The sequence below is a fragment of the Cobetia sp. MB87 genome, from assembly GCF_011319755.1.
Taxonomy (GTDB): domain Bacteria; phylum Pseudomonadota; class Gammaproteobacteria; order Pseudomonadales; family Halomonadaceae; genus Cobetia.
Genome location: NZ_VFBC01000002.1, coordinates 1 through 25461, shown reverse-complemented (window position 1 = coordinate 25461; position 25461 = coordinate 1). Strand labels below are relative to the sequence as shown.

Below are 25461 nucleotides of genomic sequence, written 5' to 3'. Positions count from 1 at the left end.
GAACGTCTCTCGAAACACGAGTTCAGAGAGCGCTTGTCGACGGCCAACGGCCATCGTCCTCTCGACAGTCAAACGCTGAGTCGGGTAGGAAAAGTGCTCGAGGCGGCCTCCGTATAGCCATGAAGCATACGGAGGCCACTGATGAAGCCCCTCACGAACGAGGCTTCTTTTCCTTGCTGAAGGTCTGGGTCAGGCGGTCGAGCAGCATGGCCAGGATGACCACCGCGATGCCCGCTTCGAAACCATCTCCCGGACGCAGGCGCTGGATGGCTTTCCAGACCTCATTCCCCAGGCCATCGGCGCCGATCATGGCCGCGATCACCACCATCGAGAGTGCCAGCATGATGGTCTGGTTGATGCCGGCCATCACGGTGGGCAGGGAAAGCGGCAGCTGCAGCTTGAAGAGCTTCTGGCTGCGGGTGGCACCGAAGGCATCGGCCGCCTCGATCAGGTCATTGGGCACCTGACGGATGCCCAGCGTGGTGAAGCGAATCGCCGGTGGCATCGAGAAGATCACGGTGGCGAAGATGGCGGAGACCGAGCCGATGCCGAAGAAGGGAATCGCCGGAATCAGGTAGACGAAGGCCGGCATGGTCTGCATGAAATCCAGCACCGGCATGATGACCTTGTAGAAGCGATCCGAAAGTGCCGCCAGTATCCCCAGCGGTACCGCGATGACCACGGCGACCAGGGTGGCGATCACCACCAGAGTCAGCGATTCGATCATCGGGTCCCACAGATCCAGGTTCCAGATCAGTCCCAGCCCCAGTACGGAACCGATGGCCAGGCGCGTGCCGGCCAGCCGCCAGCACAACAGCGTCACCAGGGCGATCAGCGCCCACTCGGGTAGCCACATCAGCGCATCGTTGAGGACATCGATGCCGGTCTCGGTGAACTTGGAGATGCCGCGCGTGATGCCTGAGTAGTTGGTCGTCAGGTAATCAAGCCCCGTCTCGATCCAGTCACCCAGTTCAATCTTCGGGATGGTAAAACCGGTTGCGTCGCTCATGCGTGTGCCTCCCCTGCTTCCGCCAGTTCCGCGAGTACGGACCCTTTGATCACCACGCCCAAGAGGCGGGATTGCTCATCGACCACCGCCAGCGGATGGTGATGACCGGCAAACATCGCGAACAGGTTGTGCAGCGGTTCTTCCGGGGAAACCTGACAGCAATCGGAGTGGATGATGCTCGAGAGATCGGTCAGATTCTCGCGCACGGCACGTTCGGCATCCTCGGCAGTGATGATCCCGAGTACGGTGCGATCACGACGCACCACGAACAGGCTGTCGAGGCCGTTGTCGCCCATCTTGCGCAGCGCCGTACGTGGGCCATCATCATCGCGTGCGGTGGCACGCACATCGGTCATCGCCGAGCGGGCAGTGAGGATGCGCGACATGTCGACGCCTTCGACGAAGCGCGCCACATAATCATTGGCAGGGGATGTCAGGATGCTTTCGGGGGAGCCGATCTGCACGATCTCGCCATCCTTGAGCAGGATGATGCGGTCGCCGATGGACAGGGCTTCATCAAGGTCGTGGGTGATGAAGATGGTGGTCTTCTTCATCTTGTGCTGCAGCGCCAGCAATTCCTGCTGCATGTCCTTGCGGATCAGGGGATCAAGCGCCGAGAAGGCCTCATCCATCAACAGCACAGTGGAGTCGTTGGCCAGCGCTCGCGCCAGGCCGACACGTTGTTGCATGCCGCCGGAGAGCTGGCTGGGGTAAGCATCTTCCCAACCATCAAGGCCTACCTGCTTGAGCGCATCGCGACCGCGCTGATAACAGACTTCCTTGTCCTCGCCACGTACCTCAAGCCCGAACTCGGCATTCTGCTGCACGGTGCGATGCGGGAAGAGCGCGAAATTCTGGAACACCATCGAGAAATGCTTGCGACGACAGCGCAGCAGCGACTTGTCATCCAGCTTGGCGACATCATCGCCGTCGATGAGGATCTCGCCCTCCGTCGGTTCGATCAACCGGTTCAGGCAGCGGATCAAGGTCGATTTCCCGGAGCCGGACAGCCCCATGATGACCAGCAACTCGCCTTCCATCACATCAAAGTCCACGTTGGAAAGCCCCAACGTCTGGCCAGTCTTCTCAAGAATCTCAGGGCGTTTCATGCCCTCATCACGCAATTTGAGCGCCTTGTCGGGCTGATTGCCGAACACCTTGCTCAAATTGCGCACTCGAATCTTCACGTCGCGAGTGTCAGTCATTGGCTTTCCTGTCGTCAGCGGGCAGGAAATAACCACGGATTCTGTCCATTACACACTCAATCCGGCAGGGAGAGTGAATCGCCCTGCCGCTGAAATCGCGCAATCTGACCGCAAGTCTCGCTTGCCGGCCTGCTGACAGAATACTGTGTCATCCCCTGCGCCATTATCCATAAAGGATTCTTATATTTGTAATTACAATACAGTTTTATTGATAAGCGCTCAAACACGAACAGACATTTATACGACCAAGGTGGTATGCCCTTGACGCTTCTTGCTGATACCTCCCTGAATCACGATATTGCGTGTTGTTATTGGTCTATTGCTCTCCAACCCGTCATTCATTGCGTGTTGTCGAGAACCGCCTGGCAAGCCTGCGCATGCGGCCTTGAGCACCTCCCACACGTCTAACAACAAACCCACACACACGCTTATCAATAAGCCCAGACATAGGTCTATCAACAAGCCCACGCACCAACAAGGCGCATCAGGCCTTGGCTTCCAGTCTCAGGCGCTGCCAATCACTGACCGGCTCGTTGAGACGGATGCTGGCATCGATGACCTGTTCCTCCATGTTGTAGCGACAGGTGAAGCCGAGGTGCTTCATCAAGGCGCGCATCGGGTGATTGTCGATCATGATCTTGCCGACCATCTCCAGCGTGCCCAGCGAGCGGCAATAGCGCAGCATTTTCTCCATCAGCAGACTGCCGATCCCCTCGCCTTGCATGTCATCCCGGATGATGACGGAGAACTCGGTACGAATGTTGTCCGGGTCATTCCATACCCGCACCACCCCCAGCATCTCGCGCTGCGGCGACTCACCTGACTGGGTTTCCACTTCACGCTCGGCGATGAAGGCCATCTGGCGGTCGTAATTGATCTGGGCGAGCAACGCGAGATCTCGCTGCGTCAGTGCCGCCTTGTGGTGGAAGTAGCGGAAACGAATGCTTTCCTCTGAAAGCCGGGCATGGAAGGCCGTGATCAAGGGCGCATCCTCACCGCGTATCGGGCGCACCTCGACGTGCATGCCATTGTCCAGCGACACCCATTCACGCAGCTCCTCCGGGTACGGCATGATCGCGAAACGAGCCGGTTTGCCGAGATCCAGCGCGAAATCTACCGCCATGGCTTCCTCGCGGTTGAGCAACAACGGATTGATTTCCAACCCTCTTATGTCAGGCAAATCCGATGCCAACTGCGAGAGCTTGATCAACAGCGTGCTGACGCGCTCGAAATCGCGCTCCGGGTCCGGCGAGTGCTCGGCGATCAGGCGGGAGGCATGGCTGCGCGAGATCAGCTCACGCGCCAGGGTCATGTTGAGGGGCGGCAAGGCGACCTGGCGGTCCGCCAGCACATTGACCTTGTAACCGCCGATGCCGAACACGATCACCGGGCCGAATTCGTCATCGCGCGTGATGCCTGCGCTCAACTGCAACGAGTGCTTGCCACGCTGCATCGGCTGCAGACAGAACTCATGAATACGCGTGCGCTCATGGTCACCGCGGCCGCGCTCGGCATCGCCCTCCGCTACCTTCTGGGTGATGCGGCGAATTGCCAGCGCGATATCCTCTGGACCGGAAAGGTCCTGCACCACGCCGGAAGACAGCCGCTGTGGGTAGCGGCGATAGCGGAACGGCTGGCTGTTGTGTTCATGCACCACGCGCAGCGCATAGGGGCCCTGGCGAGAAGGCTGGTCATCATTCGTGGCAGAACGCTGCAATTCGACGATGGCGCGCGCACCTTCGGCGGCGTCGAGCACATAGCGACTCGGTGCGGTCGCGATGCCGTAGGTATCGAGCACCTGCGCCGTCTCCGAGTGGGTCAACCATTCCCGCCCCGCACGCCGCGCGCTGTGCACCAGGTCATGGGCGCGGGCGCGAATCTCGGCACTGGTCGAGAAGGCCAGGCTCGGCGGCGTCTGCTGCAACAGTGTCTGCACACGGTGGTAATCGACCATCTGCAGGAAGGCCTTGACGCCCTTCTCTGGTGACAGATAGGTCGGAATGCCGGCCAGATGGCACTCATGGCGGGCCGAAAGTGCCTGCTCGAGTCCCATCCAGCTGGTCAGCAGGTTGCGTCGGAATTGCTTGCGATGCGCCACCAGGGCCTCGGCCGTCGCCCGTGAGGGAGCAAGACGTGTCGGCGCATGCACGACCAATACGGCGTCCACGCCTCGGTCATTGGCCACGATGTTGACCGCGGCCACGAAGTCTTCCGGCGTGGCATTGCCGCCCAGATCCACCGGATTGCGCCCCGGCAGGCTGACATCCAGTTCGGCCTTGAGCAACGCCTGGCGGCTTTCCTCGCTCAGCTCGGCCAGCTTGCCGCCACCCGCCATCAGCTTGTCGATAGCCAGCAAGGCCGGGCCCAACCCATTGGAGACGATCGCCAGCCGATCACCGCGCAACGGCTTCATGCGATTCAGCGTCTCCAGCGCATCGAACATGTCTTCGCTGTCATTGACGCGCACTACGCCGGCACGCGCGAGGGCAACATCGACGATCCGGTCGCGATTGGGCACCCCACGCGTGACATGTGTGCCGAACAGGTCGGCTTCCGGGGTGCGTCCGCTCTTGATCGCCAGCACCAGTCGATTGCGGGATGCCTCGCGCAGCGCGGTCATGAAGTGCATCGGGTCGTGGATGCGCTCCAGGTGCAACAGCAAGGCCTGCGACGGCCCGTACTGGTTCAGATAGTCGATCAGATCGGGCAGCATCACATCGACGCTGTCGCCCAGAGTCACCAGATGCGAGAAGCCGATGCCGCGCCCCGCCGCCCAGTCGATCATCGCATTGCCCAACATCCCCGACTGACCGAGATAGGCGACTTTGCCCTTGGCCACTGGCTGCCCGCTGAAGGAGGCATTCAGGTGGCGGTTGGGCACGCAGATGCCCATGCATTCAGGCCCGAGCAGGCGAATCCCACTGCCACGGGCGGCCTTTAGCAACCGACTGTTGAGGCTTTCCTGATCGCGGTGGATACGCGGGACTTCGCCCCCTGGCTCACGGGCCCGGGAGGTGTCCAACACGTCGTCCGTACTGTCGGCGATCCGCGGGTAGCGCTCGGCGCTCGATGCTGAAGGCTCGCCGGTCTGATCCAAAGGCGACAATTCGGTGGCGGAGGAATTGGGGGCTGGCTTGCCAGTAGTGGGCCTGTGAATGCCCGGCAGGCGTGGGGCAGAGAAGTTCAGCCCATCGCGGCGTGACAGCATCTCAAGCCCCTTGCCGGTAACGCGGGCCAACGAGCTGACCGGTGTCGGCGCGACACCTCCCGAAATCAGCAGCGCCGCCTTGACGCCGCGCCGACCCAGCTTCTCGACCACCCGCGGCAAGGTATCCGGCGGCGAGCACAGAATGGCCAGGTCCGGCACCTGCTCCAGCTCACTGACCCGCTTGACGCACGCCACGCCATGCACCGTCTCATATCCCTTGGGATTGACCACCGTCAGGGCGCCCTTGAAGCCCCCTTCAAGCAGATTGCGCAGTACCTGCCCGCCCAGTGAATGCGGCTTTTCCGAGGCGCCGATCACCACGATACTGGCGGGCTCGAAGAAATTGCGCAGAAATCGCGTTCCCATAGGCTTGTCCTGTCAGCGGTTGCGCCTCGTCAGCGCGATATGAGCAGCATGCCGCGAAAGCGCAGGTCTGAACAGCCATCCTCGCGCCCTTCATGCGTGAAACAAGGTAGACCATCGGCGACTGGCTCATGCCATTGACGACTCTTACTGTTACGTCATGGTGCAGACCATTATGACCCGCACACTTACGCAGGCATGCCGATGATCACCTCCTACATATCCCATCGCGACTGCGGTCAGCATTTCATGGGCCCCACCCACCCCGAGAGCCCACTGCGCCTGCAGGCCATTGAGCGTCAGCTGGCGCTGAGCGGCGTGATTCAGCATGTCCAGCAATACAGTGCGCGAGCGGCAACGCTTGAGCAGCTGGCGCGCGTGCATCCCATGCGCCACCTGCAGGCGCTGGAGAAATGTCCACCCCAGGCCGGGCAGCTGCTGACCATCAACGAAGACACCGTGATGTGTGCCGATAGCCTGGTCGCGGCGCGACTGGCCGCAGGCGCGGTGGTACGTGGGGTCGACCAGGTGATGCGTGATCAGGCCGACAACGTCTTCTGCGCCGTGCGCCCCCCGGGCCATCATGCCGAACGCGCCGATGCGATGGGCTTCTGCTTCTACAACAACGTGGCGGTGGGCGCCCTGCACGCCCGCCAGCATTGCGGCGTGAAGCGGATCGCGATCCTCGATTTCGACGTACACCAGGGCAACGGCACCGTCGACATCTTCAAGCATGATCCCGACACGCTGGTGTGCTCCTCCTTTCAGGACGCCATGTACCCGTGGCGCTACCTGGAGAGCCGCTGGGAGCACATCCACAACACGCCCTTGAGTGAAGGCAGCGGCTCACTGGCTTTCCGGCACGCCATAGAAGCCCAATGGCTGAAGAAGCTCGATGACTTCAAACCGGAGTTGATCCTGATCTCGGCGGGCTTTGACGCGCATCGTGAAGACCCGATGGCGGAACTATGTCTGGAAGATGACGACTATTACTGGGTCACCCTGCTGGCGATGGATGTCGCGCGGCGACACTGCCACGGGCGTATCGTCTCCGTGTTGGAGGGCGGGTATTGCCTGGAGGCGCTGGGGCGCAGCACCGAGGCGCATCTCAAGGCGCTGGCGGGATTGCCGATGCAGGATGGTCTCGATGTGCGTGCCGGCAGCCATCACCCGGGCCAACGCCCTTCAGAGCCACCGGCTTCTGAGCAACCCTCCTCAGAGCGTCCCGAGTCAAAGAAATCCGAGCCAGATCAGCTCGAACTCGCGTCCCGCTCCACCTCTGGCACGCCAGACGGCGTCCAGCCGCCGCTTGCCAAGCCCGCCAAGGATGAGCGTGACCACCCGCTGTCCTAGCGCCTGACTGTTCTAGTGCTCGGCTATTAGTGCCCGGCTGTTCCAGCGCTGAGTATTCCCCGTACCGGTGACTTTTCACGCTTGCCGCACACCACTCCCCACGACAGGTTTCCCGCAGCCAGGAAACCTGCCGCTGGATCAAGGGGAGTACCAGCGAGCCTCCAGTGTCCCAAAGAGCCATGTCGCGGACAGCCATGTTGGCTACGTGTCGGGATGATGCGCGCTTGCCATGCTGTGATAAGCTGGCGATAAAGTTTCCGATAGTAAACTTTATCGCCAGCTGACAGCACTGCGACACCCAGTGTCGTGCGCCGCCAATATCACGCCCATAGCGAAGCCACTCTCATGAGCACACCTACAGACAAGGACGCCGCCGTCCGGATCGCCTCCGGTCGCAAACCCTTCGTTGAGCCCCTGAAGCTTGGCGAACGCGTGAAGCAGATTCGCCTCTCCCATCACTGGACGCTGGAAGATGTCAGCCAGCGCACGGGACTGGCGCGTTCGACGTTGTCCAAGATCGAGAATGAGCAGATCTCACCGACCTTCACGGCGGTCCAGAAGCTGATTCATGGCCTCAACATCGACCTGCCGCAGCTGCTGAGCCCGCCCAAGCGCCAGACTGGCACTCTCGGGCGTCGCGACCTGACGCGCGTCGGTGATGGCAAATCACACCCGACACCGACCTATGAGCACGAGCTACTGTCCTGGCAGCTGGCGCAGAAACGCATGATTCCCTTCAAGACTCGCGTGCGCGCACGCAGCTTCGATGATTTCCCCGACTGGGTGCGTCACGACGGCGAGGAGTTCCTGATGGTATTGGCGGGCAGCATTCTGCTCTATTCGGAATTCTATGAACCCTTGCCGCTGGGCGATGGCGACAGCATCTATTTCGACTCCGACATGGGTCACGCCCTTGTCTCTACCAGCGAAGAAGATGCCATCGTTCTGTCGGTGTGCACTCGCAATGATTCGGACCCAAGCTGATCTGTCGTGAAGTGAGCCGAGCTGTGTTGAAGCAAGCTGAGCCACGCAACGCGCTGGCAGGAAGCTAAACCGTAAAGACAGCCTTGACGCGAGCCCAACCTGGCCGACCCATTCGAAACAACGACTTGCTTGATCATTCTCTCCGTCAACCCGAAATAAAAAAATCGCCCACTAGCCATGCGCTAATGGGCGATTTTTTGAGATGTTGTAAAGACACTCATGGCTTGCGCCGAGTCCTGGCCGCCAGCACCCGCTGGGCGTTCAATTTATCGAGCGTCTCAATACCGAGCGTCTCAATCGTGCTGGGCGGCGTCGCCACGCCAGATCAATTGACCGCATTCGCGCAGATCATAGCCGCCGAGGGATTGGGCCAGCTGGATGCCATTAGGTGTCGCCAGATAGTCCAGCAACCCCTGGAAGAGATCCCGGAAGTAGACATTGCGCGGCACCACCAGATCGAAGGCTTCTTCACAGACCGGCACGAAGCCGAGGCCGAACTCATTGGCGGCCGACAGCGTACCGGGGCCGACATCCACCTCGCCCCGCGCCACCATCGAGGCCACTTCACGCTCGGAATAGGCGATCGCCAAGGTGTTGAGCTGCTCGGCACGCATCTGATGGCCGGACAGCCACTCCTGCAGGAAGCGCTGCGAACCCGCCCCCTCCTGTCGCACCGCCCAACGCCGCTGCGAGCCGAACAGACCGCTGGGGTCGATGGACAAATGGCGGTCGTCATTGCGGATGATCAACCCCTGAGTGCGGCGCGCAAGCCGCACCATCACCCATTGGCGATAGCCATCATGTCCGCGAATCAGCGCCGGATGCCGCAGCGCCGCCTCCTCCGCACGCCCCCAGTGAATGGCGCAGACATCAGCCCGCCCCTGGCTGAGCAGATCAAGCCCCAGACGCGTGCCAGTGACGCTCATGCCATAGAAGGCGCTACCGGCATGCTGCTGATTGAGGCGCATGGAGAGCGCGGCCAGCAGCGGATCATCGCTGCCGGTGATCATCAGGCGATCCGCCAGTACACCATGATGGCTGGACTCGAGAATCCATTGCTCCACCAGTCGCCGTGGAAACAACCACTTGCCGGTCACCTTGGTCGCCGGCATGGTGCCGTCACTGGCCAGCTGATAGATCTTCTTCTCGTTGAGGTGCAGCAGGCGCGCAACCTCCTGCACCGTCAGAAAGGGGTTGTCGTGGGGGACCGGAGCTTGCCGGCCGGTAGCCGTACCTGAAGACTCAGCGGCAGAGCTGCCTGAAGGTGCGCCGAGTTCGGAGGAAAAGCCCTGTGAGAGTGTGTCGCCCAGCGGCGAACAGAGACGGCTCATCACTGGCCCTCCTTGTCGTGCCCGGCTGCGCCGACTGATGAGGATTGCTTGCCTGACGCGTCATGACGAGACGACTTGAGGGCGTCGCCTGCACGTAGCGGCGGGATGGCGTCCAGCACCAGCCGCCCGGCAGGGTCCACGGCCTGGAAATGGCGTCCCTTGGCGCGTGCGATCAACAGCACGCCAAAGCGTACCGCCAGCTCCACCCCCTTCTGCGTGACGCCGGAGCGCGAGACCAGCACCGAGATCCCCGCCTGAGCCACCTTCAGTACCATCTCGGAGGTCAGGCGACCAGTGGTATAGAAGATGTTGGCCCCCTGATAATCACTGGCATCATCACTCAGGGGCGCCAGCCAGCTCAGCCCCGCCAGCGTATCGACGGCGTTGTGGCGGCCGACATCCTCGATGAACGCCAATACCTCATCATCGCGGCACAGGGCGCAGCCATGTACCGCGCCGGCCTTGCGATAGGTCGCGTTGTGCGCCGCCAGCGCCTCCAGCAGGCGATACAACAAGGCCTGACTGAAGGGGCCTGTGTCCAGCGCGGCCAGTGATTGGCGCTCCAGCAGATTGCCGAATACCGTGCCCTGCCCACAGCCGGTGGTAACGGTGCGCTTGCCGAGGCGCTGCTCGATATCCTCGGGCAGATGACGCGTCACCACCGAGGCGCTCTCGACTTCCCAGTCCACCTGCAGCGCCTCGAGGTCCTCAAGTTCACCCAGCAAGCCCTGATTGCGTAGATAGCCGGCCACCAGCGCCTCAGGTTCGGCACCCAGGGTCATCAAGGTGACGATCTCGCGACGATTGAGATAGATGGTCAGCGAGCGCTCGGCGGCAATGGACTGCTGATGGCGCTCACCGCGCTCATCCATGACTTCGATGTCCAGCGTAGTGGGTAGTGTGGCGCGACTGATCGCTGGCCGTGCAGAGGGCATCATGAACTCGGGTCTCCCTGATCGAGCCGGTTGGAATGGCAATTCTTGCGCTGAATCGCCGTAGAGTACCAGTCCGATGGCAGAGCTGTCCCCGCACTGACTGATGGAGACCCTGATATCGCACGCAGCGGCATGTATCTTGCAAACCAGTACCATCGCAGCATTCTTTTCAGACCCGCTTGCGGGTATAGCAGTGAACAAGGAAGCCATGTCTGAATCCCTCCCTCCCCGCAGTGACGACACCCGCTGGTTGAGCGTCACCCTGGCGCCCACCACGCAGAAACTGGGGCGTTTCAGCATCGACACCTGGCGGATTGCCGACCTCTCGCCCTCCGCAACGCCAGAGGCGGACACGCACGCAGCAGAGCCTGCCGCCGCTGAAGAAGTGGCGCATCGCCGCATCCTGCCGCTGCAGCTTCATCTGACTGAGCGCACCGATTACCGCTACAACCTGCGCTGCGAGCAGCCGCGTCTGTTCGTCCAATGCGATGAACGCGAAGCCGACGGCATGCAGCCCCGCGTGGTGACAGCCTGTCAGGAGGTGGCATCACAGTGGATGGATGGCGACCAGCTGGTGCTGGACGTGCCGATGCCGCCGGCCTTGATGGTGTGGCTGGAAGCCTACCTCGCCCGTCACGGTGAGCGCATCGACGAAGGCAAGAAGAAGAAACGCAAGGGCGCCGGGCGCGCCAGTCAGGCAGAGCAGCACGCCGCGACGACCAACAAGGCGCATCAACCCGGTGATGGTACGGAAAGCACGTCATGAGCCAGCACGACGATAACGCAAGCCGGGCCAATGAAGGCCTGTTCTCGCGCTGGTCACGCCGAAAGCAAGGCGACAGACGGCGTGAAGATCAACTGGCACAGCTGGACAGCGCCGAGGGCACCAGAGGCAACACCCTTGCGCCCTCACAGGCGGGAGACGTCGCTGACAACAGCGCTGATACCCCTGCAGCGAGCGCCTCGCAGCACGCCCCCCCGAACGGAGACAGCCCCTCCTCGGCAGCCGAGCAAGCATTACCCGAGGGCGATCAGCAGACATCGGACGATGACCATACCGAAGTGTCAGTCATCGAGCTGCCAGACCCCGACACCCTGACACCAGACGCCGACATCAGCGCCTTCATGCAGAGCGGCGTGGACCCGGCGCTGCGCCAGCGTGCACTGCGACGCATCTTCATGGGTGGCGAGCACTCGGTGCGCGATGGGCTGGATGACTACGACCAGGACTTTTCCAAGGTGCGCCCGCTCGCCGAAGGTGTCGCCGACACGCTGCGCAGCTGGACCCGCAAGGTCGAAGAAGGCCTGGAAAAGCTCGATGAGACAAGCGAGGCACCCCAGGCGGATACGACACTGGAGACAGACAACCAGATCGCTGAGCAGGCGCCTGACGGTGGGGCGCCAGTGGATGAGTCACACGCGACGCCCAGGGACGAGATAGTCGAATCACCAAGCCCGCAAGCGATGTCAGCAGAAGACTCGTCCGAGCCAGCCCCCGCGTCAGATGATGGCGGCGTCGTCCGCGACAAGCCGTGACCCGGGGCTGGCCCCATGAGCGCATCAGGGCTCAGGATAAAGGACCAAGTCCCAAGGGCGTCAGGATGACGCGCCGCATAACCGACATGAGTCATTATGACCCACGAGCAAGCCGGACACCTCTGACCGAGGTCATCCTGATGCCTCATGAGTCACCCTGACGCGCCTGCTCAAGGCGCATTGACTGCAACGCACCTGCAAGATTCAGCATGACATGCCAGTACTTGAAGATGATGACTGGCGTCAACCGCCTACGGTGATGAGTGCCTGCGCGACCTGACAGCGCCTTTCTCTCATCAGGCGTAAAACGGCAATGGCATCAACAGCATGCAAGGACAGTTGGCATGTCATGAATCCCTCACTGAAAGACTGTCGATCGCCGACCCGGCCCTCACCGCGAAAGACCGCGAGAATCAGCGACGACCGGGGCCTGCATCACCCGCCTGCCACCTGACGGCAGCTTGCATGCAAGGTCCGCCACGACCGAATAAGGATGAGGATGCTCAGCTCAAGCCTCGAGAGCGCTCAACGCGCCCTCAATCAACAAGCACGCCAACGCGCCCTGTCATCCGCCATGGGTGGCTCATCAGCCTCCAGCCTGCCGCTATTGGCGACGGATGCCGGTAGCGCACCCATCCGTTATCACAGTCTGGGACGCACCGTGATCATCGGCAGCGAAGCGCGAGTGCGAGCGCTGGCAAGCCTGCTGACCCGCCTGCCGGCCACCGCTCAGCTGCCGGTGGCACTCTTGATCAGTGAGCAGGACAACAGTGCGCTGGTGACGATGGATGAACAGCATCTCGCCGCCAGCGAGTCGTTGCCTGCGCACAGCGCCCCGCGTGACATGCTCACGCTGAGCGGCCACCTCGGCCAGTTCAGTCTTGCCAGCGATGGCGTCAATCTGGCTGCTGCACTGGTGCCGCAAGGTGCCGGCAGCGCGCCCCATCTCGACCTGATCGCCGACCTGTCCAGCCAGCCGCTCAACCAGGCGGAACTGCCACCGCCCGGCTATCTGCAAGCCGGTGCGGACGTCATCGCCGAGCTGGATCAGCTGGTCGCCGATGCCGGAGCCTCCCAGCAATCACTGTCACAGCTGACCGCCTGGGCCATGCAGTTCGCGGGCCTGATCGGCAACTTCGACAAACCGAATTACGTGACCGTCAATCTCGATACCTGCGCGCACTCCAGTGCCGGCAATGTCGGCTGTACGCGTTGCCTGTCATCGTGCAGCGCCGATGCCATCTTCTCGGTGGCCGGTCGTCGCAATGCGCATATCGAGATCGACCCATACCTGTGCCACGGCGCGGCCAGCTGCGTCAGCGCCTGCCCGACCGGCGCGCTGAGTTTCACCCAGCCTCCGGCCGAGCAGCGCATGGAGCAGATCCAGCGCCTGCTGGAGCGCTATCAGGATGGCGGTGGCCTCTACCCGCTGCTGCGCTATCGCCTGGAGCAATCCCCTGCCTCGCAGACTGCCCTGGCGAGTGTCGATCAGGAGCGCTGCCTCGATATCAAACTCGAGGAAATCTCCGCCACCGGGCACGACGAGTGGCTGGCCGCTCTCGCACTCGGCGCGACACAGGTCATCGTCGAACTGCCCCACGACCTGCCCGCAGGCCAGCACCAGCAACTCGATAGCGAACGTCGCCTGGCATTGACCCTGCTCGACAGCATGGGACTTGCCAGTGCGGACAGTGGCGAGCCGCGCATCCGCTTCGTATCACTGCCGGCCACCCTGCCGCAAATGGATGCCCGCGAGGCTGACCCCCTGCCCTTGATCACGCCGCTGTGTGTCGCTCTGGCACCGGGCGCGGATAGTGAAGAAGAGCAGCAACCCAGCCAGCCGATCGCCCGTGACTGGCTGCTGGGTCAGCCGCAGGCACGCCCCGGCAAGCGCGAACGCCTCAATCGGGTGCTCGATCACCTGGCGACACTGTCGGTCGCGGACCTGGCGCAGGACAGCGTCGCCGTGCCGACAGGCGCGCCCTTCGGCGTGGTGAACGTCGACAGCGACAACTGCACGCTGTGCCAGGGATGTGTCGCAGTCTGCCCGACCAGCGCTCTCTCGGCCAATCGCACGTCGCCTGCACTATCCTTCACTCAAGGTGACTGCGTGCAGTGTGGCCTGTGCGAGCAGGCATGCCCGGAGCAGGTCATCACCTTGGCACCAGGCTTTGCTCCGCAGCCCGAGGTGCGCCGCGAACCTCAGCTCATCAAGCAGGATGTGCCCTTCCCCTGCATCAGCTGTGGCACGCCGTTCGGCTCTACCGCCACCATCACGGCGATGCAGACCAAACTGGCCTCGCATGCCTACTTCCAGGGCGATGGCGCACTGCGCCTGAAGATGTGCAGCGACTGCCGCGTCAAGGACATCTGGCACGAAATGGCACGTAATCCCGATGCCCAACTCAAGGTTTGAGCCAATGACATCACCCACGTCGACTCCCGACGACTTTGCATCAGGTGGGACTGACGACCGTGCATCTGACACCGCTGCGGCCGACTCTCTGATAAGCCATAGTGAAGAACAGCAGGCATTGCGCGCCGACCTCTATCGGTTGCTGGCGCGGCTGCTGCGCGCGGCACCGGATGCGGAGCTGATCGACTTTCTGGCCGAACTTGACCATGACGCCATCAGCCTGCCCGGGGCCGCCGAGCAACAATTGCCGCGCGCGCTGGCGTCGCTGTCATTGGCCGCCCGCGTCAGTGACTCGCGCCGCCTGGAAGACGACTTCTTCCAGAGCCTGGTAGGCGTGGTGCAGGGCGAGGTAGTGCCCTACGCCAGCTGGTACCTCACCGGCTCGCTGATGGAGATGCCACTGGTCGCCCTGCGCCAGGATCTCAAACGCCTCGGTTTTGAGCGCCAGAGCGATGTGCATGAGCCCGAGGATCATCTCGGCGCGCTGTGCGAAGTGATGGCCATGCTGATCGATGAGGTGCCCGGCGAGCAGGTCAATTTCTTCCGCCGCCATGTGGCCAGCTGGGGCGAGCGCTGCTGCGCCGACCTCGCGGGACGCGAGAGCCCCTTCTATGCCGCCGTCGGCTACCTGGGGCAGGCCTTCCTGCGGGCAGAGCGCCTGAACCTCGGTGATTCGATCCCGCTGCATGCGGCGACCGGAAACAACTCTGGCGAGCAGGTGACGGCTGAGGCCGTCCAGCTCGTCACGCCAGCCAGGGCGGCGCCCGACGCAAGACACTGATGTCACGCATGACGTGAAGCAACATTCGAGACTGCAACGCTATCCATCTCGCATCACCCAGCAGCATTCCCGACAGGAGATCAGCATGAAGACTGATGACGCAAAAGACAGCCATAACCAGGCGCGCCAGGGGCGCCGCAAATTCCTGCGCGTACTGGGCGCCAGCACCGTAGGGGTTGCCGCAGCAGGGTCATTGGCCGGTGCCGTGATTCCGGAGCAGGCCGCGCCAGAGGCCCCCGCCAAGGACAAGGGCACGGACAACTATCGCGAGAGCGATCACGTCAAGGCCTTCTACGCCACGCTGCGTGACTGAATGCCAGATAGACAGTGCCCCGAGCCTGCGCCATGCGCGCGGCCAGCGGCCTGAACAACGGGCAGCGCGGAGAGGTTTCCGCCCGCCATCGACAGTGACAAGTCGGCACGGATCAGGACTGCTCCTGATCTGAAAGACCGCCGCTCCCGACATTGCCCCCTGACCCGCTCATGCGGCCCGGGCAATGATTCGGGTGACGAGGAGAGATGATGTCATGCGACTGACCCCCACCCCCTCTGCCAAAGAGACCTCAGGACTCGGTATCAACCGCCGCCAGTTCCTGAAACGCAGCGGTGTCGCCACCGGCGGCCTTGCCGCCGCGAGCTTCATGGCCGCCCCGATGATGAAACGCGCCGAAGCCAAGACCGAAGTGTCTGATGCGCCGGTCGAGACAAAGCGCACCATCTGCTCTCACTGCTCCGTGGGCTGCGGCGTCTATGCCGAGGTCCAGGAAGGTGTCTGGACCAAGCAGGAACCCGCCTTCGATCACCCCTTCAACCGTGGCGCACACTGCGCCAAGGGCGCATCGCTGCGTGAGCATGGTCACTCTGACCGTCGCCTCAAGTACCCGATGAAGCTCGAAGGTGGCAAGTGGAAGAAGCTCTCCTGGGAGCAGGCCATCGAGGAAGTCGGCGACAAGGTGCTGGAGCTCACCAGGGAGCACGGCCCCGATAGCATCTACTGGCTGGGCTCGGCCAAGTTCAGCAATGAACAGGCCTACCTGATGCGCAAGTTCGCGGCCCTGTTCGGCACCAACAACGTCGATCACCAGGCGCGTATCTGTCACTCCACCACGGTGGCCGGGGTCGCGAACACTTGGGGCTACGGAGCGATGACCAACTCCTTCAACGACATGCACAACTGTCGTTCGATCCTGTTCATCGGTTCCAACCCGTCCGAAGCGCATCCGGTGGCCATGCAGCACATCTTGCTGGCCAAGGAGCGTTCCAACGCCGAGATCATCGTCGTCGATCCGCGCTTCACGCGGACCGCCGCCAAGGCCAACAAGTACGTGCGCCTGCGCCCGGGCACCGATGTCGCCTACATCTGGGGCCTGCTGTGGCACATCTTCGAGAACGGCTGGGAAGATGAGGCCTACATCCAGCAGCGTGTCTACGGCATGGATGAAGTGCGTGCCGAAGTCGCCAAGTTCCCGCCGGCGGAAGTCGAGCGCATCACCGGTGTAGCCGAGGCCGACATGCTCGACGTCGCACGCCGCCTGTCCCAGAACCGTCCTGGCAGCGTCGTGTGGTGCATGGGCGGCACCCAGCACACCACCGGCAACAACAACACCCGCGCCTACTGCATCCTGGAACTGGCACTGGGCAACATCGGCAAGTCCGGTGGCGGCGCCAATATCTTCCGTGGCCACGACAACGTCCAGGGCGCCACGGATCTGGGCCTGATGTCCCACTCCCTGCCGGGCTACTACGGCCTCTCCGAAGGCGCGTGGAAGCACTGGTCCAAGGTCTGGAACGTCGATTTCGAGTGGATCCAGAACCGCTACGACCAGACCGAATATCATGACGGCAAGCCGATGCACACCAACGGCATCACCGTCTCGCGCTGGGTCGATGGCGTGCTCGAGAACCCGGACCGCATCTCCCAGCGCACCGCGCTCAAGGCGATGTTCTACTGGGGCCATGCCGTCAACTCCCAGACCCGCGGGCCGGAGATGAAGAAGGCGATGGCCAAGCTGGACATGATGGTGGTGGTCGACCCCTACCCGACCATCGCTGCCGTCATGCACGACCGTACCGACGGCGTCTACCTGCTGCCGGCCGCGACCCAGTTCGAGACCACCGGCAGCGTGACCAACTCCAGCCGCTCCCTGCAGTGGCGCGATCAGGTCATCGAGCCGATGTTCGAATCCAAGCCTGACCACGAGATCATGTACCTGCTATCTCGCAAGCTGGGCTTCGCCGACGAGCTGTTCCGCAACATCAAGGTCGAAGGCAGCGTGCCCGTCGTCGAGGACATCACGCGCGAGTTCAATGCCGGCATGTGGACGGTGGGTTACACCGCCCAGAGCCCTGAGCGCCTGAAGGCACACCAGCAGAACTGGCACACCTTCGACTTCGAGACCCTCAAGGCCCGTGGCGGCCCGGCCAACGGCGACTTCTACGGTCTGCCGTGGCCGTGCTGGGGCACGCCGGAGATGGGTCACCCGGGCTCGCCCATCCTGTATGACACCTCCAAGACGGTGGCCGAGGGTGGCGGCAACTTCCGCGCACGTTATGGCGTGGAGCACAACGGTACCAACATCCTCGCGGAAGGCTCCTGGTCCAAGGGCGCCGAGATCGAGGATGGCTATCCGGAGTTCACCGACAAGCTGCTCAAGCAGCTGGGCTGGTGGGATGACCTGACAGCCGAGGAAAAGCAGGCGGCGGAAGGCAAGAACTGGAAGACCGATCTCTCCGGCGGCATCCAGCGCGTGTGCATCAAGCACGGCTGCATCCCCTATGGCAACGCCAAGGCGCGCGCCCTGGTGTGGACCTTCCCGGACCCGATCCCCAAGCACCGCGAGCCGCTGTACACCGCGCGTCGCGATCTGGTGAAGGACTACCCGACCTGGCCGGATTCCGAGTCGATCTATCGCCTGCCGACGCTCTACGCCTCCATCCAGGAGAAGGACGTCAGCGCCAAGTACCCGATCACCCTGACCTCGGGCCGCCTGGTGGAATACGAAGGGGGTGGCGAAGAGACACGCTCCATTCCGTGGCTGGCCGAGCTGCAGCAGGAGATGTTCGTCGAGATCAATCCGGCACTGGCCAATGACCAGGGCATCAAGGACGGCGACATGGTGTGGGTCGAGGGCGCCGAGGGCGGTCGCGTCAAGGTGATGGCAATGGTCACCGAGCGTGTCGGCCCGGATGTCGTCTTCATGCCCTTCCACTTCGGTGGGCATTACGAAGGCGAATCCCTCGAGTCCCGCTATCCGGAAGGCACCGTGCCCTATGTGCTCGGTGAATCGGCCAATACCGCGACCACCTACGGCTACGATCCCGTGACCCTGATGCAGGAAACCAAGGTCACCTTGTGCCGCGTCAGCCTCGCCTGACTCGAGTGACGGCCGCGTCCCGGTGACGCGACCCGGACGCAGCGCAAGACACGATCGGATGTATCCGTTACCAGAATCATCCGGCCTGTTGACCGAGGAACCCGGCGACAGGCCGTGAAGGAGAAGCACCATGGCCCAGATGAAATTTTTGTGTGATGCAGAGCGCTGCATCGAGTGCAATGGCTGCGTGACAGCCTGCAAGAACGCCAACGAGACGGAATGGGGCATTCAGCGTCGTCGCGTGGTGACCCTGGACGACGGCAAGCCGAGCGAAGTCTCCATCTCGGTGGCGTGCATGCATTGCGATGACGCGCCGTGCATGGCGGTCTGCCCCACCGACTGCTTCTACAAGACCGATGACGGCATCGTCCTGCACGACAAGGACATCTGCATCGGTTGCGGCTACTGCCTGTACGCCTGCCCGTTTGGCGCCCCGCAGTTCCCGCAGCAAGGCGCCTTCGGCGAGCGCGGCAAGATGGACAAGTGCACCTTCTGTGCCGGCGGCCCGGCCGAGAGCCCGGAAGAGGAGTTCGAGAAGTACGGTGCCAACCGCATCAGCGAAGGCAAGCTGCCGCTGTGCGCCGAGATGTGCTCCACCAAGGCCCTGCTGGCCGGCGATGCCGAGACCGTCTCCGACATCTTCCGTCAGCGCGTGGTCTACCGTGGCCATGAAGACGGCGCCTGGTCGCCGGTTGACAAGGCCAGCCACCCGGAGACGTCTGCCAACCTGACCACCAGCAGCGTTCAGCAGGCGGACCACCTGGCCTACGACGCAGCCCGCAAGGGGTAAGGAGGCGACATGCGCGCGCACTTTACAGCTTCACGGTTGACCGTGGTCGCCATGTTCCTGTGCCTGATGCTGGCCAGTCTCTGGCTGGCTCCTCAGGCACTGGCCGCGAACCCTGACGGCGAGATCGGTCAGGCGGTCGGCACGGTGGACGCCGATACCTGGCGGCAGGTCAAGAATGGGGGCAACTCCATCGACAGCCGTCATGACTCCAACTACAGCCTGATCAACCAGAGCGGCGAGACCTGGCGTCAGATCCGAAATCGCTGGATCTCACCGGGTGGCCTGATCGCGCTGGGTGGCATGCTCGCCGTGCTGGTGATCTTCTACCTGCTGGTGGGACGCAACAACCTGGACCACCCGCGCAGCGGCAAGCTGATGCTGCGCTGGACGGCGCTGGAGCGTGCCATGCACTGGACACTGGCGACGCTGTTCCTGACGCTGGCCATCACCGGCATCAACCTGCTGTGGGGCAAGTTCGTGTTCCGCAATGTCTTCGGGGACGTGTTCTGGGCCAACATGATCATGGCGACCAAGGTGATCCACAACTATGTGGGCCCCCTGTTCTCGATCATGCTGATCCTGGTGCTGGCCAAGTGGCTGAAGCTCAATCTTCCCAGGAAGCATGACCTTGACTGGTTCCGTCAGGGTGGCGGCATGATGAAGGGCAAGCATCCGGACGCCGGCTTCGCCAATGGCGGGGAAAAGGCCTGGTACTGGATTCTGGCCACGGTCGGCCTGGTAGTGATTGCCAGCGGGCTGGTGCTCGACTTCCCGATCTTCGGCCAGACCCGTGACAACATGCAGTGGGCCAATGTCTTCCACGGCATCGCCTCGCTGATGCTGATCGCGGTGTCCTTCGGCCACATCTATATCGGTACCGCGGGTACCGAGGGCGCCTTCGAGGGCATGAAGACCGGTTATGTCGATGAGACCTGGGCCAAGCAGCACCACAATCTGTGGTACGACGAGGTCAAGCAGGCCGAAGCGGCAGACCCGGCATCAGACCCCGCCACGGCGCCTGACGATAGCCTGGCACGTCAGCAACGTCCGAATTAGCGCGGCGTCAGACATCCGCTGGATGAGTGAAGATACGCCCGGTCAGGTTCGCCTGCCGGGCGTTTTCGCTTGCCAGTGCCCGCTATGCCATTCGCCAACACTCCACCTGCCAAACCATAGACCAAACCACAGGCGTGCAGCGCTGGTTCACAGCTCTGCATTAGTTGCGTAAAGTTTCAGATATCCCGCCTGGGCCTACCAGGCACCCCGACAGCATGAAGGCAGGCGCCTGGCTGAGCCTTCTCAGGAGAATTCGATGAGCGACCCGACCCCTCAAGCCGTACAAGACCTTGGCCAACTGGACGAACAGACCCGCACCGAGCTGGAAGCGGCCGCTTTCCGTCGTCTGCTCAAGCATCTGGATGACAACAAGGATGTCCAGAACATCGATCTGATGATCCTCGCCGACTTCTGCCGCAATTGCCTGTCCAAGTGGCTGATGGCCGCTGGCGAGGAGCGCGGCGTGAGCTTCGATTACGACGCGGCGCGCGAGCATGTCTACGGCATGCCCTATTCTGAGTGGAAGACACATCACCAGGCCAAGGCGACCCCAGAGCAACTGGCAGCGCTCGAGGCACGTCAACAAGGCAAGAAGGACTGATCATGAGCGGCAATGACGAACAGATCGGCCTCACCATCGCGGTATTGACTGTCTCGGACACTCGCACCGCGGAGAATGACCGCTCGGGCGACGCACTGGTCGACAACCTGACGGCGGCTGGCCATACCCTGCATGAAAAGCGCATCGCGCCCGATGATGTCTACCAACTGCGCGCCGTGGTCAGCGAATGGATCGCGGACCCGGCCGTGCAGGTCATCCTGACCACGGGCGGCACCGGCTTCACCGGGCGTGATTCCACGCCGGAAGCCATTCGCGTGCTGTTGGACAAGGAAATCCAGGGCTTTGGCGAACTCTTCCGTCAGCTTTCCCACCAGGAAGTCGGCAGCTCGACGATACAGAGCCGCTGTCTGGGCGGGCTGGCCAACCGTACCGTGGTGTTCTGCCTGCCCGGCTCCACCGGCGCCTGCAAGACGGCCTGGAACGGCATCCTCAAGGAACAGCTCGACAGCCGTCACCGCCCCTGCAACTTCGCCAACCTGGTGATTCCGGAGCGCGGAACCCATGCCCACTGACGTCAGTAAAGACCCGCATTCTCGCCCGTCGCCTTCCGCGGCGGCAGAATGTGGCTGCGACGCCGTGCCTGTCGGCGCCAAGGGGCTGGCGCCCCTGGCCAGAGCACTCGCAGCGCTACGTGATAGCTGCCCGCTGATGCCAGCCGAGCGCGTAGCGGTCAGTGATGCCGCCGGGCGCGTGTTGGCTGAGGACGTGCATGCCGAGCTGGACGTGCCGCCTGCCGACAACTCCCAGATGGATGGCTACTGCGCGCGCGTGGCAGACATCGGTGAGGGGGCCTGGCTGCCGATCAGTCAGCGTATCGCGGCAGGCCAGCCTGCCACGCCGCTGGCCGTGGCCAGTTGTGCGCGCCTGTTCACCGGGGCGGAAATCCCCGACGGCGCCGACGTCGTGGTCATGCAGGAAGAGGTGACACTGCGTGAAGGCGACGATGGCGCGACTCATGCCTGGTTGCCCGGACCTCGCACCCACGGTGACAACATTCGTGTTCAAGGCCGGGATGTCAGCAAGGGCAATCGATTGCTCGCGGCGGGCACGCGACTGGATGCTGCCGCGCTGGGCCTGCTGTGTGGTCAAGGTCTGAGTACGGTGATGGTGCGCCGCAAGGTGAGAGTCGCCTTGTTCGCGACCGGCGATGAACTGATCGAACCCGGCCAGCCGCTCAAGCCCGGTCAGATCTACAACTCCAATCGTGTGATGCTCAGCCAGATGCTCAGCGACTTCGGAGCTGAGGTGGTGCTGGCACCGCTCAATGTGGCCGATACCTTCGAGGCCACCCGTGACGCTCTCGCTTCGGCGGCGCAACAGGCTGATCTGATCGTCACCTGCGGAGGGGTCAGCGTCGGCGAGGAGGATCACGTCCGCCCCGCCATCGAGGCGCTGGGCAGCTTGGACCTATGGCGTCTGGCCATCAAACCGGGCAAACCGCTGGCGCTGGGGCGTATCAACAGTCCCAAGGGTGATGCGGTGCGTGTCGTGGGCCTGCCGGGCAATCCGGTCTCCAGCTGGGTCGGTGGCTGGTTGTTCCTGCGTCCGCTACTGGGCGAGATGACCGACTGCACTGCATTGCGCGAGCTGAAACGACTCACGGTACGCGCAGCCTTCTCAGCCCGCACCGCCATCCGCCAGGACCATCTGCGCGTCACCTTGGCGCCCAGCAGTGATGGACAGCTTGAGGCACATGCCTTCCCGGACCAGAACTCGGCGGTACTCTCCTCCTGCGCCGGTGCTCAGGCACTGGCCGTGATTCCGTCCCACGCACAGCTCAACCACGGTGACAGCGTGGAATGCCTGTGGCTCGAGCGCTGACACCGCTCCCCCCTCCCTTTCTTTACAACTGTCGTGAGTACTACCGCGATAACTGCCGCGACAACTGACGCTGGAATGCGACACCCTAGTGACACTCCAGCGTCATCTTGACCTCGCCCCTGAGTCCGGCACACTGACTGCCTTCATTCATCTGCGTTCTGACTGCCTGGTGCAGTTCAGGATACTGATCGGTTACGGACTCTTGAGCAAGGACACCTCAATGCCAGCCTCTTCCTCGTCGCCCCGCGCACTGTTACGCCCACTTGCCATGGCTGTGCTGCTTGCCACCACGTCGTCATCCTTGCCGGCGCTCGCCGATGACAATGCCACTTCGCCCGCCCCGGGCACGTCGGTCACTGAGTGGAGCTATGCGAGTGAATCAGCGGACAGCACCAACGCCGATGCCAATGGTCCCGAGCATTGGGGAGAGCTCACTCCGGGCTATGCCGAGTGCTCGGCTGGCAGCCAGCAGTCACCGATCGATATCGACAGCCAGTCACGCACGCTGAATGAAGCGGGCCCGAAACTTGACTACCACTCGCCGCTGCTCGTCACGCGCGATACGGGCCACACCCTGCAGATCGAAGGGGCCAGCGGCAATACCATGACGCTGGATGGCACCCAGTACACCCTGTCGCAGGTACATCTGCATGTGCCGTCAGAGCACGCCATCGACGGCAAGCGTGCCGCCATGGAAATCCATCTGGTGCACAGCACGCCAGAAGGCAAGCTGGCCGTGCTGGCCGTACTAGTTGAGGAAGGGCATGACAACCTGGCCCTCAGCCGCCTGTTGAGCCGCCTGCCCCAGCGCGGCCTCTCCGAGACCCTGACAAGCGGCCTGTCTGCCAACCTGCTGCTGCCACGTGAACATGCCGGCTGGCAGTACTCCGGCTCACTTACCACCCCGCCATGCTCCGAGCCCGTCACCTGGTTTGTCATGAAGACGCCGATCGAAGCCTCCCAGGCACAGATCGACGCCTACCATGAATGGCAAGGCGGAGAGAATGCCCGCCCCCTTCAGCGCTGATTGATACAGGCGCGCCACGGACGACAAAGGCGCCACCCTCACGGGTGGCGCCTTTTTTTAGTTTCGAAACATATTCCATGCGTTTAAACAACGTACACCATATCTCGACAGCCAACAGTTTATAAGCATATCTTAAACCAATATCATTTTTTGTCGCTAAATTAACCAGTTAGCACCAGTTCATCTTTAGTCTCATGATCGATTAGAAAAATCATACTAGGCGAATGATCCAAACACACCAGCCTGGCGTTATTGAATTTGACGCTCAACTCCCCAACTCCTCAGTAGGACGAGGGATAGAGGAGACATCGAGATATTGAGCAGCGAAACCGAGAGATCGAAAAAGAGGGTAAACAATAGAAAACTATAATTTAACGGTAAGGATTGGCACCCAAGTACTAGAAAAATGACCCAGGTCATAATAACGTGTTGATTATTGATAATTATTAGAAAATCGCGAATACACAAGAAGTGCCATTGAGGATAACGATATGCCGGTAACTGCCAAGGTCGCTCCCCACGGTCAGCTTGCGGGACAGGAAACGGTCCTGCGTGAAATCGATACCATTGCCCTCAATAGATCATCGGATGTCAGCCTGGACCTCCATCCTCGTGATATCGAGGTGATGACCCGCCAGGGAGACAACCTGCTTGTCACTCTCGAAAACGGGGAACTGATCACGGTCGAAAACTTCTACGCAGACCCCACCGAGCTAAGCCATCTGTATCTGCAAGGCGATGAGTTCGCCGGTGAGCTCTTTCAGGTGGGTCTGGGTGAAGCTGGCGCAGGGGGCGCTGTGCCCTTCACCAGTACCGCGACCTTGACGACGGCAGAGACGGCACTCACTACCGCAGCAGCGGGTGCGGGCACCGCTGGAGCAGAAGCCGCTACGGGCGCAGGTGCGGGCGCCGGGGCTGGCATCAGCACCGCTGGCCTCGTGGCAGGCGGCGTTGCCGTGGCCGCCGGAGTAGGCGTGGCCGCTGCCACCGGCGATGACAGCTCCTCCTCGGATGAGGACACGACAGCGCCTGAGGCGCCTGTCCTCGACGAGACCAATGGCAACATCCTCACCGGCAGCAGTGAGCCCGGCGCCACTATCGAGGTCACCAATGCCGCCGGCGACAGCGTGGGAAGCGCCGTTGCCAATGCCGATGGCAACTTCTCGGTCGAGCTGTCTCCCGCGCAGGCAGCCGGTGCCGAGCTGACCGCGACGGTCACTGACGCCGCAGGCAACGAAAGCCCTGTCTCTGACACCTTGGTGGTGCCGGAAGACGCGGACGTCACTGCCCCGAACACCCCGACCATCGCCTCTGCCACCGACAACGTGGAAGCCGTGACCGGCACCCTCGCCACCGGCGACAGCACCAATGATGCGACCCCAACTCTGACCGGCAGCGCCGAGATCGGTAGCACCGTCACCGTCACGCACAATGGGGAAGTGATCGGCACGACCACCGCCGATGCTAATGGCACCTGGAGCTTCACCCCGAGCACTGATCTCACCGATGGCGATCACGTCTTCAGCGTCACCGCGACTGATGAAGCTGGCAACGAGAGTGCAGCCTCTGGCGAGTTCACACTCACCGTCGACACTACTGCGCCGGATGCGCCGATTCTTTCTGAGACGGATGGCGAGACCGCCAACGGCA

At 62.4% G+C, this 25461-nt stretch carries 19 protein-coding genes and 1 pseudogene; 15 read left to right on the top strand and 5 right to left on the bottom strand.

What is annotated here, in order from left to right; all coding sequences use genetic code 11:
• Nucleotides 1-151: 151 nt before the first annotated feature.
• The 3 genes from CDPAHKCJ_RS00360 to CDPAHKCJ_RS00350 form a co-directional block, all read right to left on the bottom strand.
• On the bottom strand, nucleotides 152-1009 hold the full coding sequence (locus tag CDPAHKCJ_RS00360; RefSeq protein WP_166017863.1) for a proline/glycine betaine ABC transporter permease: 858 nt from the start codon (nucleotides 1007-1009) through the stop codon (nucleotides 152-154).
• Nucleotides 1006-2214 (bottom strand): glycine betaine/L-proline ABC transporter ATP-binding protein, encoded by a 1209-nt coding sequence (locus tag CDPAHKCJ_RS00355; RefSeq protein ID WP_166017862.1) that lies wholly within the window; start codon nucleotides 2212-2214, stop codon nucleotides 1006-1008. Before CDPAHKCJ_RS00355 ends, CDPAHKCJ_RS00360 begins: the two co-directional genes overlap by 4 nt.
• A 484-nt stretch (nucleotides 2215-2698) precedes the next feature.
• Nucleotides 2699-5788, bottom strand: a complete 3090-nt coding sequence (locus CDPAHKCJ_RS00350; protein ID WP_240916586.1) for a bifunctional acetate--CoA ligase family protein/GNAT family N-acetyltransferase — start codon at nucleotides 5786-5788, stop codon at nucleotides 2699-2701.
• A 201-nt stretch (nucleotides 5789-5989) separates the two neighbouring features.
• Here CDPAHKCJ_RS00350 and CDPAHKCJ_RS00340 point away from each other — a divergent pair.
• Together CDPAHKCJ_RS00340 and CDPAHKCJ_RS00335 are read left to right on the top strand one after the other, a co-directional pair.
• A pseudogene (locus CDPAHKCJ_RS00340) lies at nucleotides 5990-6916 on the top strand (histone deacetylase family protein); the annotation flags it as partial.
• Between the two features lie 567 nt (nucleotides 6917-7483).
• Nucleotides 7484-8122 carry an XRE family transcriptional regulator gene (locus tag CDPAHKCJ_RS00335; protein WP_166017857.1) on the top strand — a complete coding sequence of 213 codons (639 nt, stop codon included), beginning with the start codon at nucleotides 7484-7486 and terminating at the stop codon, nucleotides 8120-8122.
• A 293-nt stretch (nucleotides 8123-8415) separates the two neighbouring features.
• Here the strand turns inward: CDPAHKCJ_RS00335 and CDPAHKCJ_RS00330 are convergent, their stop codons facing one another.
• Nucleotides 8416-9453: a helix-turn-helix transcriptional regulator gene (locus CDPAHKCJ_RS00330; RefSeq protein ID WP_166017855.1), complete on the bottom strand. Its 1038-nt coding sequence runs from the start codon at nucleotides 9451-9453 to the stop codon at nucleotides 8416-8418.
• Nucleotides 9453-10388, bottom strand: a complete 936-nt coding sequence (locus CDPAHKCJ_RS00325) for a formate dehydrogenase accessory sulfurtransferase FdhD (RefSeq protein WP_166018233.1) — start codon at nucleotides 10386-10388, stop codon at nucleotides 9453-9455. The genes CDPAHKCJ_RS00330 and CDPAHKCJ_RS00325 overlap by 1 nt, the downstream gene beginning before the upstream one ends.
• Nucleotides 10389-10596: 208 nt before the next feature.
• On the opposite strand from CDPAHKCJ_RS00325, the gene CDPAHKCJ_RS00320 reads away from it, so the two are divergent.
• The 13 genes from CDPAHKCJ_RS00320 to CDPAHKCJ_RS00260 form a co-directional block, all read left to right on the top strand.
• On the top strand, nucleotides 10597-11154 hold the full coding sequence (locus tag CDPAHKCJ_RS00320) for a DUF3305 domain-containing protein (RefSeq protein ID WP_166017853.1): 558 nt from the start codon (nucleotides 10597-10599) through the stop codon (nucleotides 11152-11154).
• Entirely contained in the window at nucleotides 11151-11924 is a 774-nt protein-coding gene (locus CDPAHKCJ_RS00315; RefSeq protein WP_166017851.1) for a DUF3306 domain-containing protein, read from the top strand. The genes CDPAHKCJ_RS00320 and CDPAHKCJ_RS00315 overlap by 4 nt, the downstream gene beginning before the upstream one ends.
• A 499-nt stretch (nucleotides 11925-12423) precedes the next feature.
• On the top strand, nucleotides 12424-14340 hold the full coding sequence (locus CDPAHKCJ_RS00310) for a 4Fe-4S dicluster domain-containing protein (protein ID WP_166017849.1): 1917 nt from the start codon (nucleotides 12424-12426) through the stop codon (nucleotides 14338-14340).
• 4 nt (nucleotides 14341-14344) lie between these two features.
• Complete coding sequence (locus CDPAHKCJ_RS00305; protein ID WP_166017847.1) at nucleotides 14345-15121, top strand: molecular chaperone TorD family protein; 777 nt, start codon at nucleotides 14345-14347, stop codon at nucleotides 15119-15121.
• A gap of 85 nt (nucleotides 15122-15206) precedes the next feature.
• Nucleotides 15207-15434, top strand: a complete 228-nt coding sequence (locus CDPAHKCJ_RS00300) for a twin-arginine translocation pathway signal (RefSeq protein ID WP_166017846.1) — start codon at nucleotides 15207-15209, stop codon at nucleotides 15432-15434.
• A gap of 214 nt (nucleotides 15435-15648) precedes the next feature.
• Entirely contained in the window at nucleotides 15649-18495 is a 2847-nt protein-coding gene (locus CDPAHKCJ_RS00295) for a molybdopterin-dependent oxidoreductase (RefSeq protein ID WP_166017844.1), read from the top strand.
• Between the two features lie 130 nt (nucleotides 18496-18625).
• Nucleotides 18626-19285, top strand: a complete 660-nt coding sequence (gene fdh3B / locus CDPAHKCJ_RS00290) for a formate dehydrogenase FDH3 subunit beta (protein WP_084208727.1) — start codon at nucleotides 18626-18628, stop codon at nucleotides 19283-19285.
• Between the two features lie 51 nt (nucleotides 19286-19336).
• Nucleotides 19337-20341 carry a formate dehydrogenase subunit gamma gene (locus CDPAHKCJ_RS00285; RefSeq protein ID WP_240916600.1) on the top strand — a complete coding sequence of 335 codons (1005 nt, stop codon included), beginning with the start codon at nucleotides 19337-19339 and terminating at the stop codon, nucleotides 20339-20341.
• A gap of 256 nt (nucleotides 20342-20597) precedes the next feature.
• Entirely contained in the window at nucleotides 20598-20942 is a 345-nt protein-coding gene (locus CDPAHKCJ_RS00280) for a DUF1244 domain-containing protein (RefSeq protein ID WP_166017841.1), read from the top strand.
• A 2-nt stretch (nucleotides 20943-20944) separates the two neighbouring features.
• Nucleotides 20945-21475: a molybdenum cofactor biosynthesis protein B gene (gene moaB / locus CDPAHKCJ_RS00275; protein ID WP_166017839.1), complete on the top strand. Its 531-nt coding sequence runs from the start codon at nucleotides 20945-20947 to the stop codon at nucleotides 21473-21475.
• On the top strand, nucleotides 21465-22784 hold the full coding sequence (gene glp / locus CDPAHKCJ_RS00270; protein WP_166017837.1) for a gephyrin-like molybdotransferase Glp: 1320 nt from the start codon (nucleotides 21465-21467) through the stop codon (nucleotides 22782-22784). Before moaB ends, glp begins: the two co-directional genes overlap by 11 nt.
• A 268-nt stretch (nucleotides 22785-23052) precedes the next feature.
• Nucleotides 23053-23811, top strand: a complete 759-nt coding sequence (locus tag CDPAHKCJ_RS00265; RefSeq protein ID WP_166017835.1) for a carbonic anhydrase family protein — start codon at nucleotides 23053-23055, stop codon at nucleotides 23809-23811.
• A 491-nt stretch (nucleotides 23812-24302) separates the two neighbouring features.
• A partial coding sequence (locus tag CDPAHKCJ_RS00260; protein ID WP_166017832.1) for an Ig-like domain-containing protein occupies nucleotides 24303-25461 on the top strand: 1159 nt, incomplete at its 3' end.

Excerpts from the sequence above, each read along its gene's own strand:
- CDPAHKCJ_RS00360 (WP_166017863.1), bottom strand. The coding sequence starts at position 1,009 with ATGAGCGACGCAACCGGTTTTACCATCCCGAAGATTGAACTGGGTGAC.
- CDPAHKCJ_RS00355 (WP_166017862.1), bottom strand. The coding sequence starts at position 2,214 with ATGACTGACACTCGCGACGTGAAGATTCGAGTGCGCAATTTGAGCAAG.
- CDPAHKCJ_RS00350 (WP_240916586.1), bottom strand. The coding sequence starts at position 5,788 with ATGGGAACGCGATTTCTGCGCAATTTCTTCGAGCCCGCCAGTATCGTG.
- CDPAHKCJ_RS00335 (WP_166017857.1), top strand. The coding sequence starts at position 7,484 with ATGAGCACACCTACAGACAAGGACGCCGCCGTCCGGATCGCCTCCGGT.
- CDPAHKCJ_RS00330 (WP_166017855.1), bottom strand. The coding sequence starts at position 9,453 with ATGAGCCGTCTCTGTTCGCCGCTGGGCGACACACTCTCACAGGGCTTT.
- CDPAHKCJ_RS00325 (WP_166018233.1), bottom strand. The coding sequence starts at position 10,388 with ATGCCCTCTGCACGGCCAGCGATCAGTCGCGCCACACTACCCACTACG.
- CDPAHKCJ_RS00320 (WP_166017853.1), top strand. The coding sequence starts at position 10,597 with ATGTCTGAATCCCTCCCTCCCCGCAGTGACGACACCCGCTGGTTGAGC.
- CDPAHKCJ_RS00315 (WP_166017851.1), top strand. The coding sequence starts at position 11,151 with ATGAGCCAGCACGACGATAACGCAAGCCGGGCCAATGAAGGCCTGTTC.
- CDPAHKCJ_RS00310 (WP_166017849.1), top strand. The coding sequence starts at position 12,424 with ATGCTCAGCTCAAGCCTCGAGAGCGCTCAACGCGCCCTCAATCAACAA.
- CDPAHKCJ_RS00305 (WP_166017847.1), top strand. The coding sequence starts at position 14,345 with ATGACATCACCCACGTCGACTCCCGACGACTTTGCATCAGGTGGGACT.
- CDPAHKCJ_RS00300 (WP_166017846.1), top strand. The coding sequence starts at position 15,207 with ATGAAGACTGATGACGCAAAAGACAGCCATAACCAGGCGCGCCAGGGG.
- CDPAHKCJ_RS00295 (WP_166017844.1), top strand. The coding sequence starts at position 15,649 with ATGCGACTGACCCCCACCCCCTCTGCCAAAGAGACCTCAGGACTCGGT.
- fdh3B (WP_084208727.1), top strand. The coding sequence starts at position 18,626 with ATGGCCCAGATGAAATTTTTGTGTGATGCAGAGCGCTGCATCGAGTGC.
- CDPAHKCJ_RS00285 (WP_240916600.1), top strand. The coding sequence starts at position 19,337 with ATGTTCCTGTGCCTGATGCTGGCCAGTCTCTGGCTGGCTCCTCAGGCA.
- CDPAHKCJ_RS00280 (WP_166017841.1), top strand. The coding sequence starts at position 20,598 with ATGAGCGACCCGACCCCTCAAGCCGTACAAGACCTTGGCCAACTGGAC.
- moaB (WP_166017839.1), top strand. The coding sequence starts at position 20,945 with ATGAGCGGCAATGACGAACAGATCGGCCTCACCATCGCGGTATTGACT.
- glp (WP_166017837.1), top strand. The coding sequence starts at position 21,465 with ATGCCCACTGACGTCAGTAAAGACCCGCATTCTCGCCCGTCGCCTTCC.
- CDPAHKCJ_RS00265 (WP_166017835.1), top strand. The coding sequence starts at position 23,053 with ATGGCTGTGCTGCTTGCCACCACGTCGTCATCCTTGCCGGCGCTCGCC.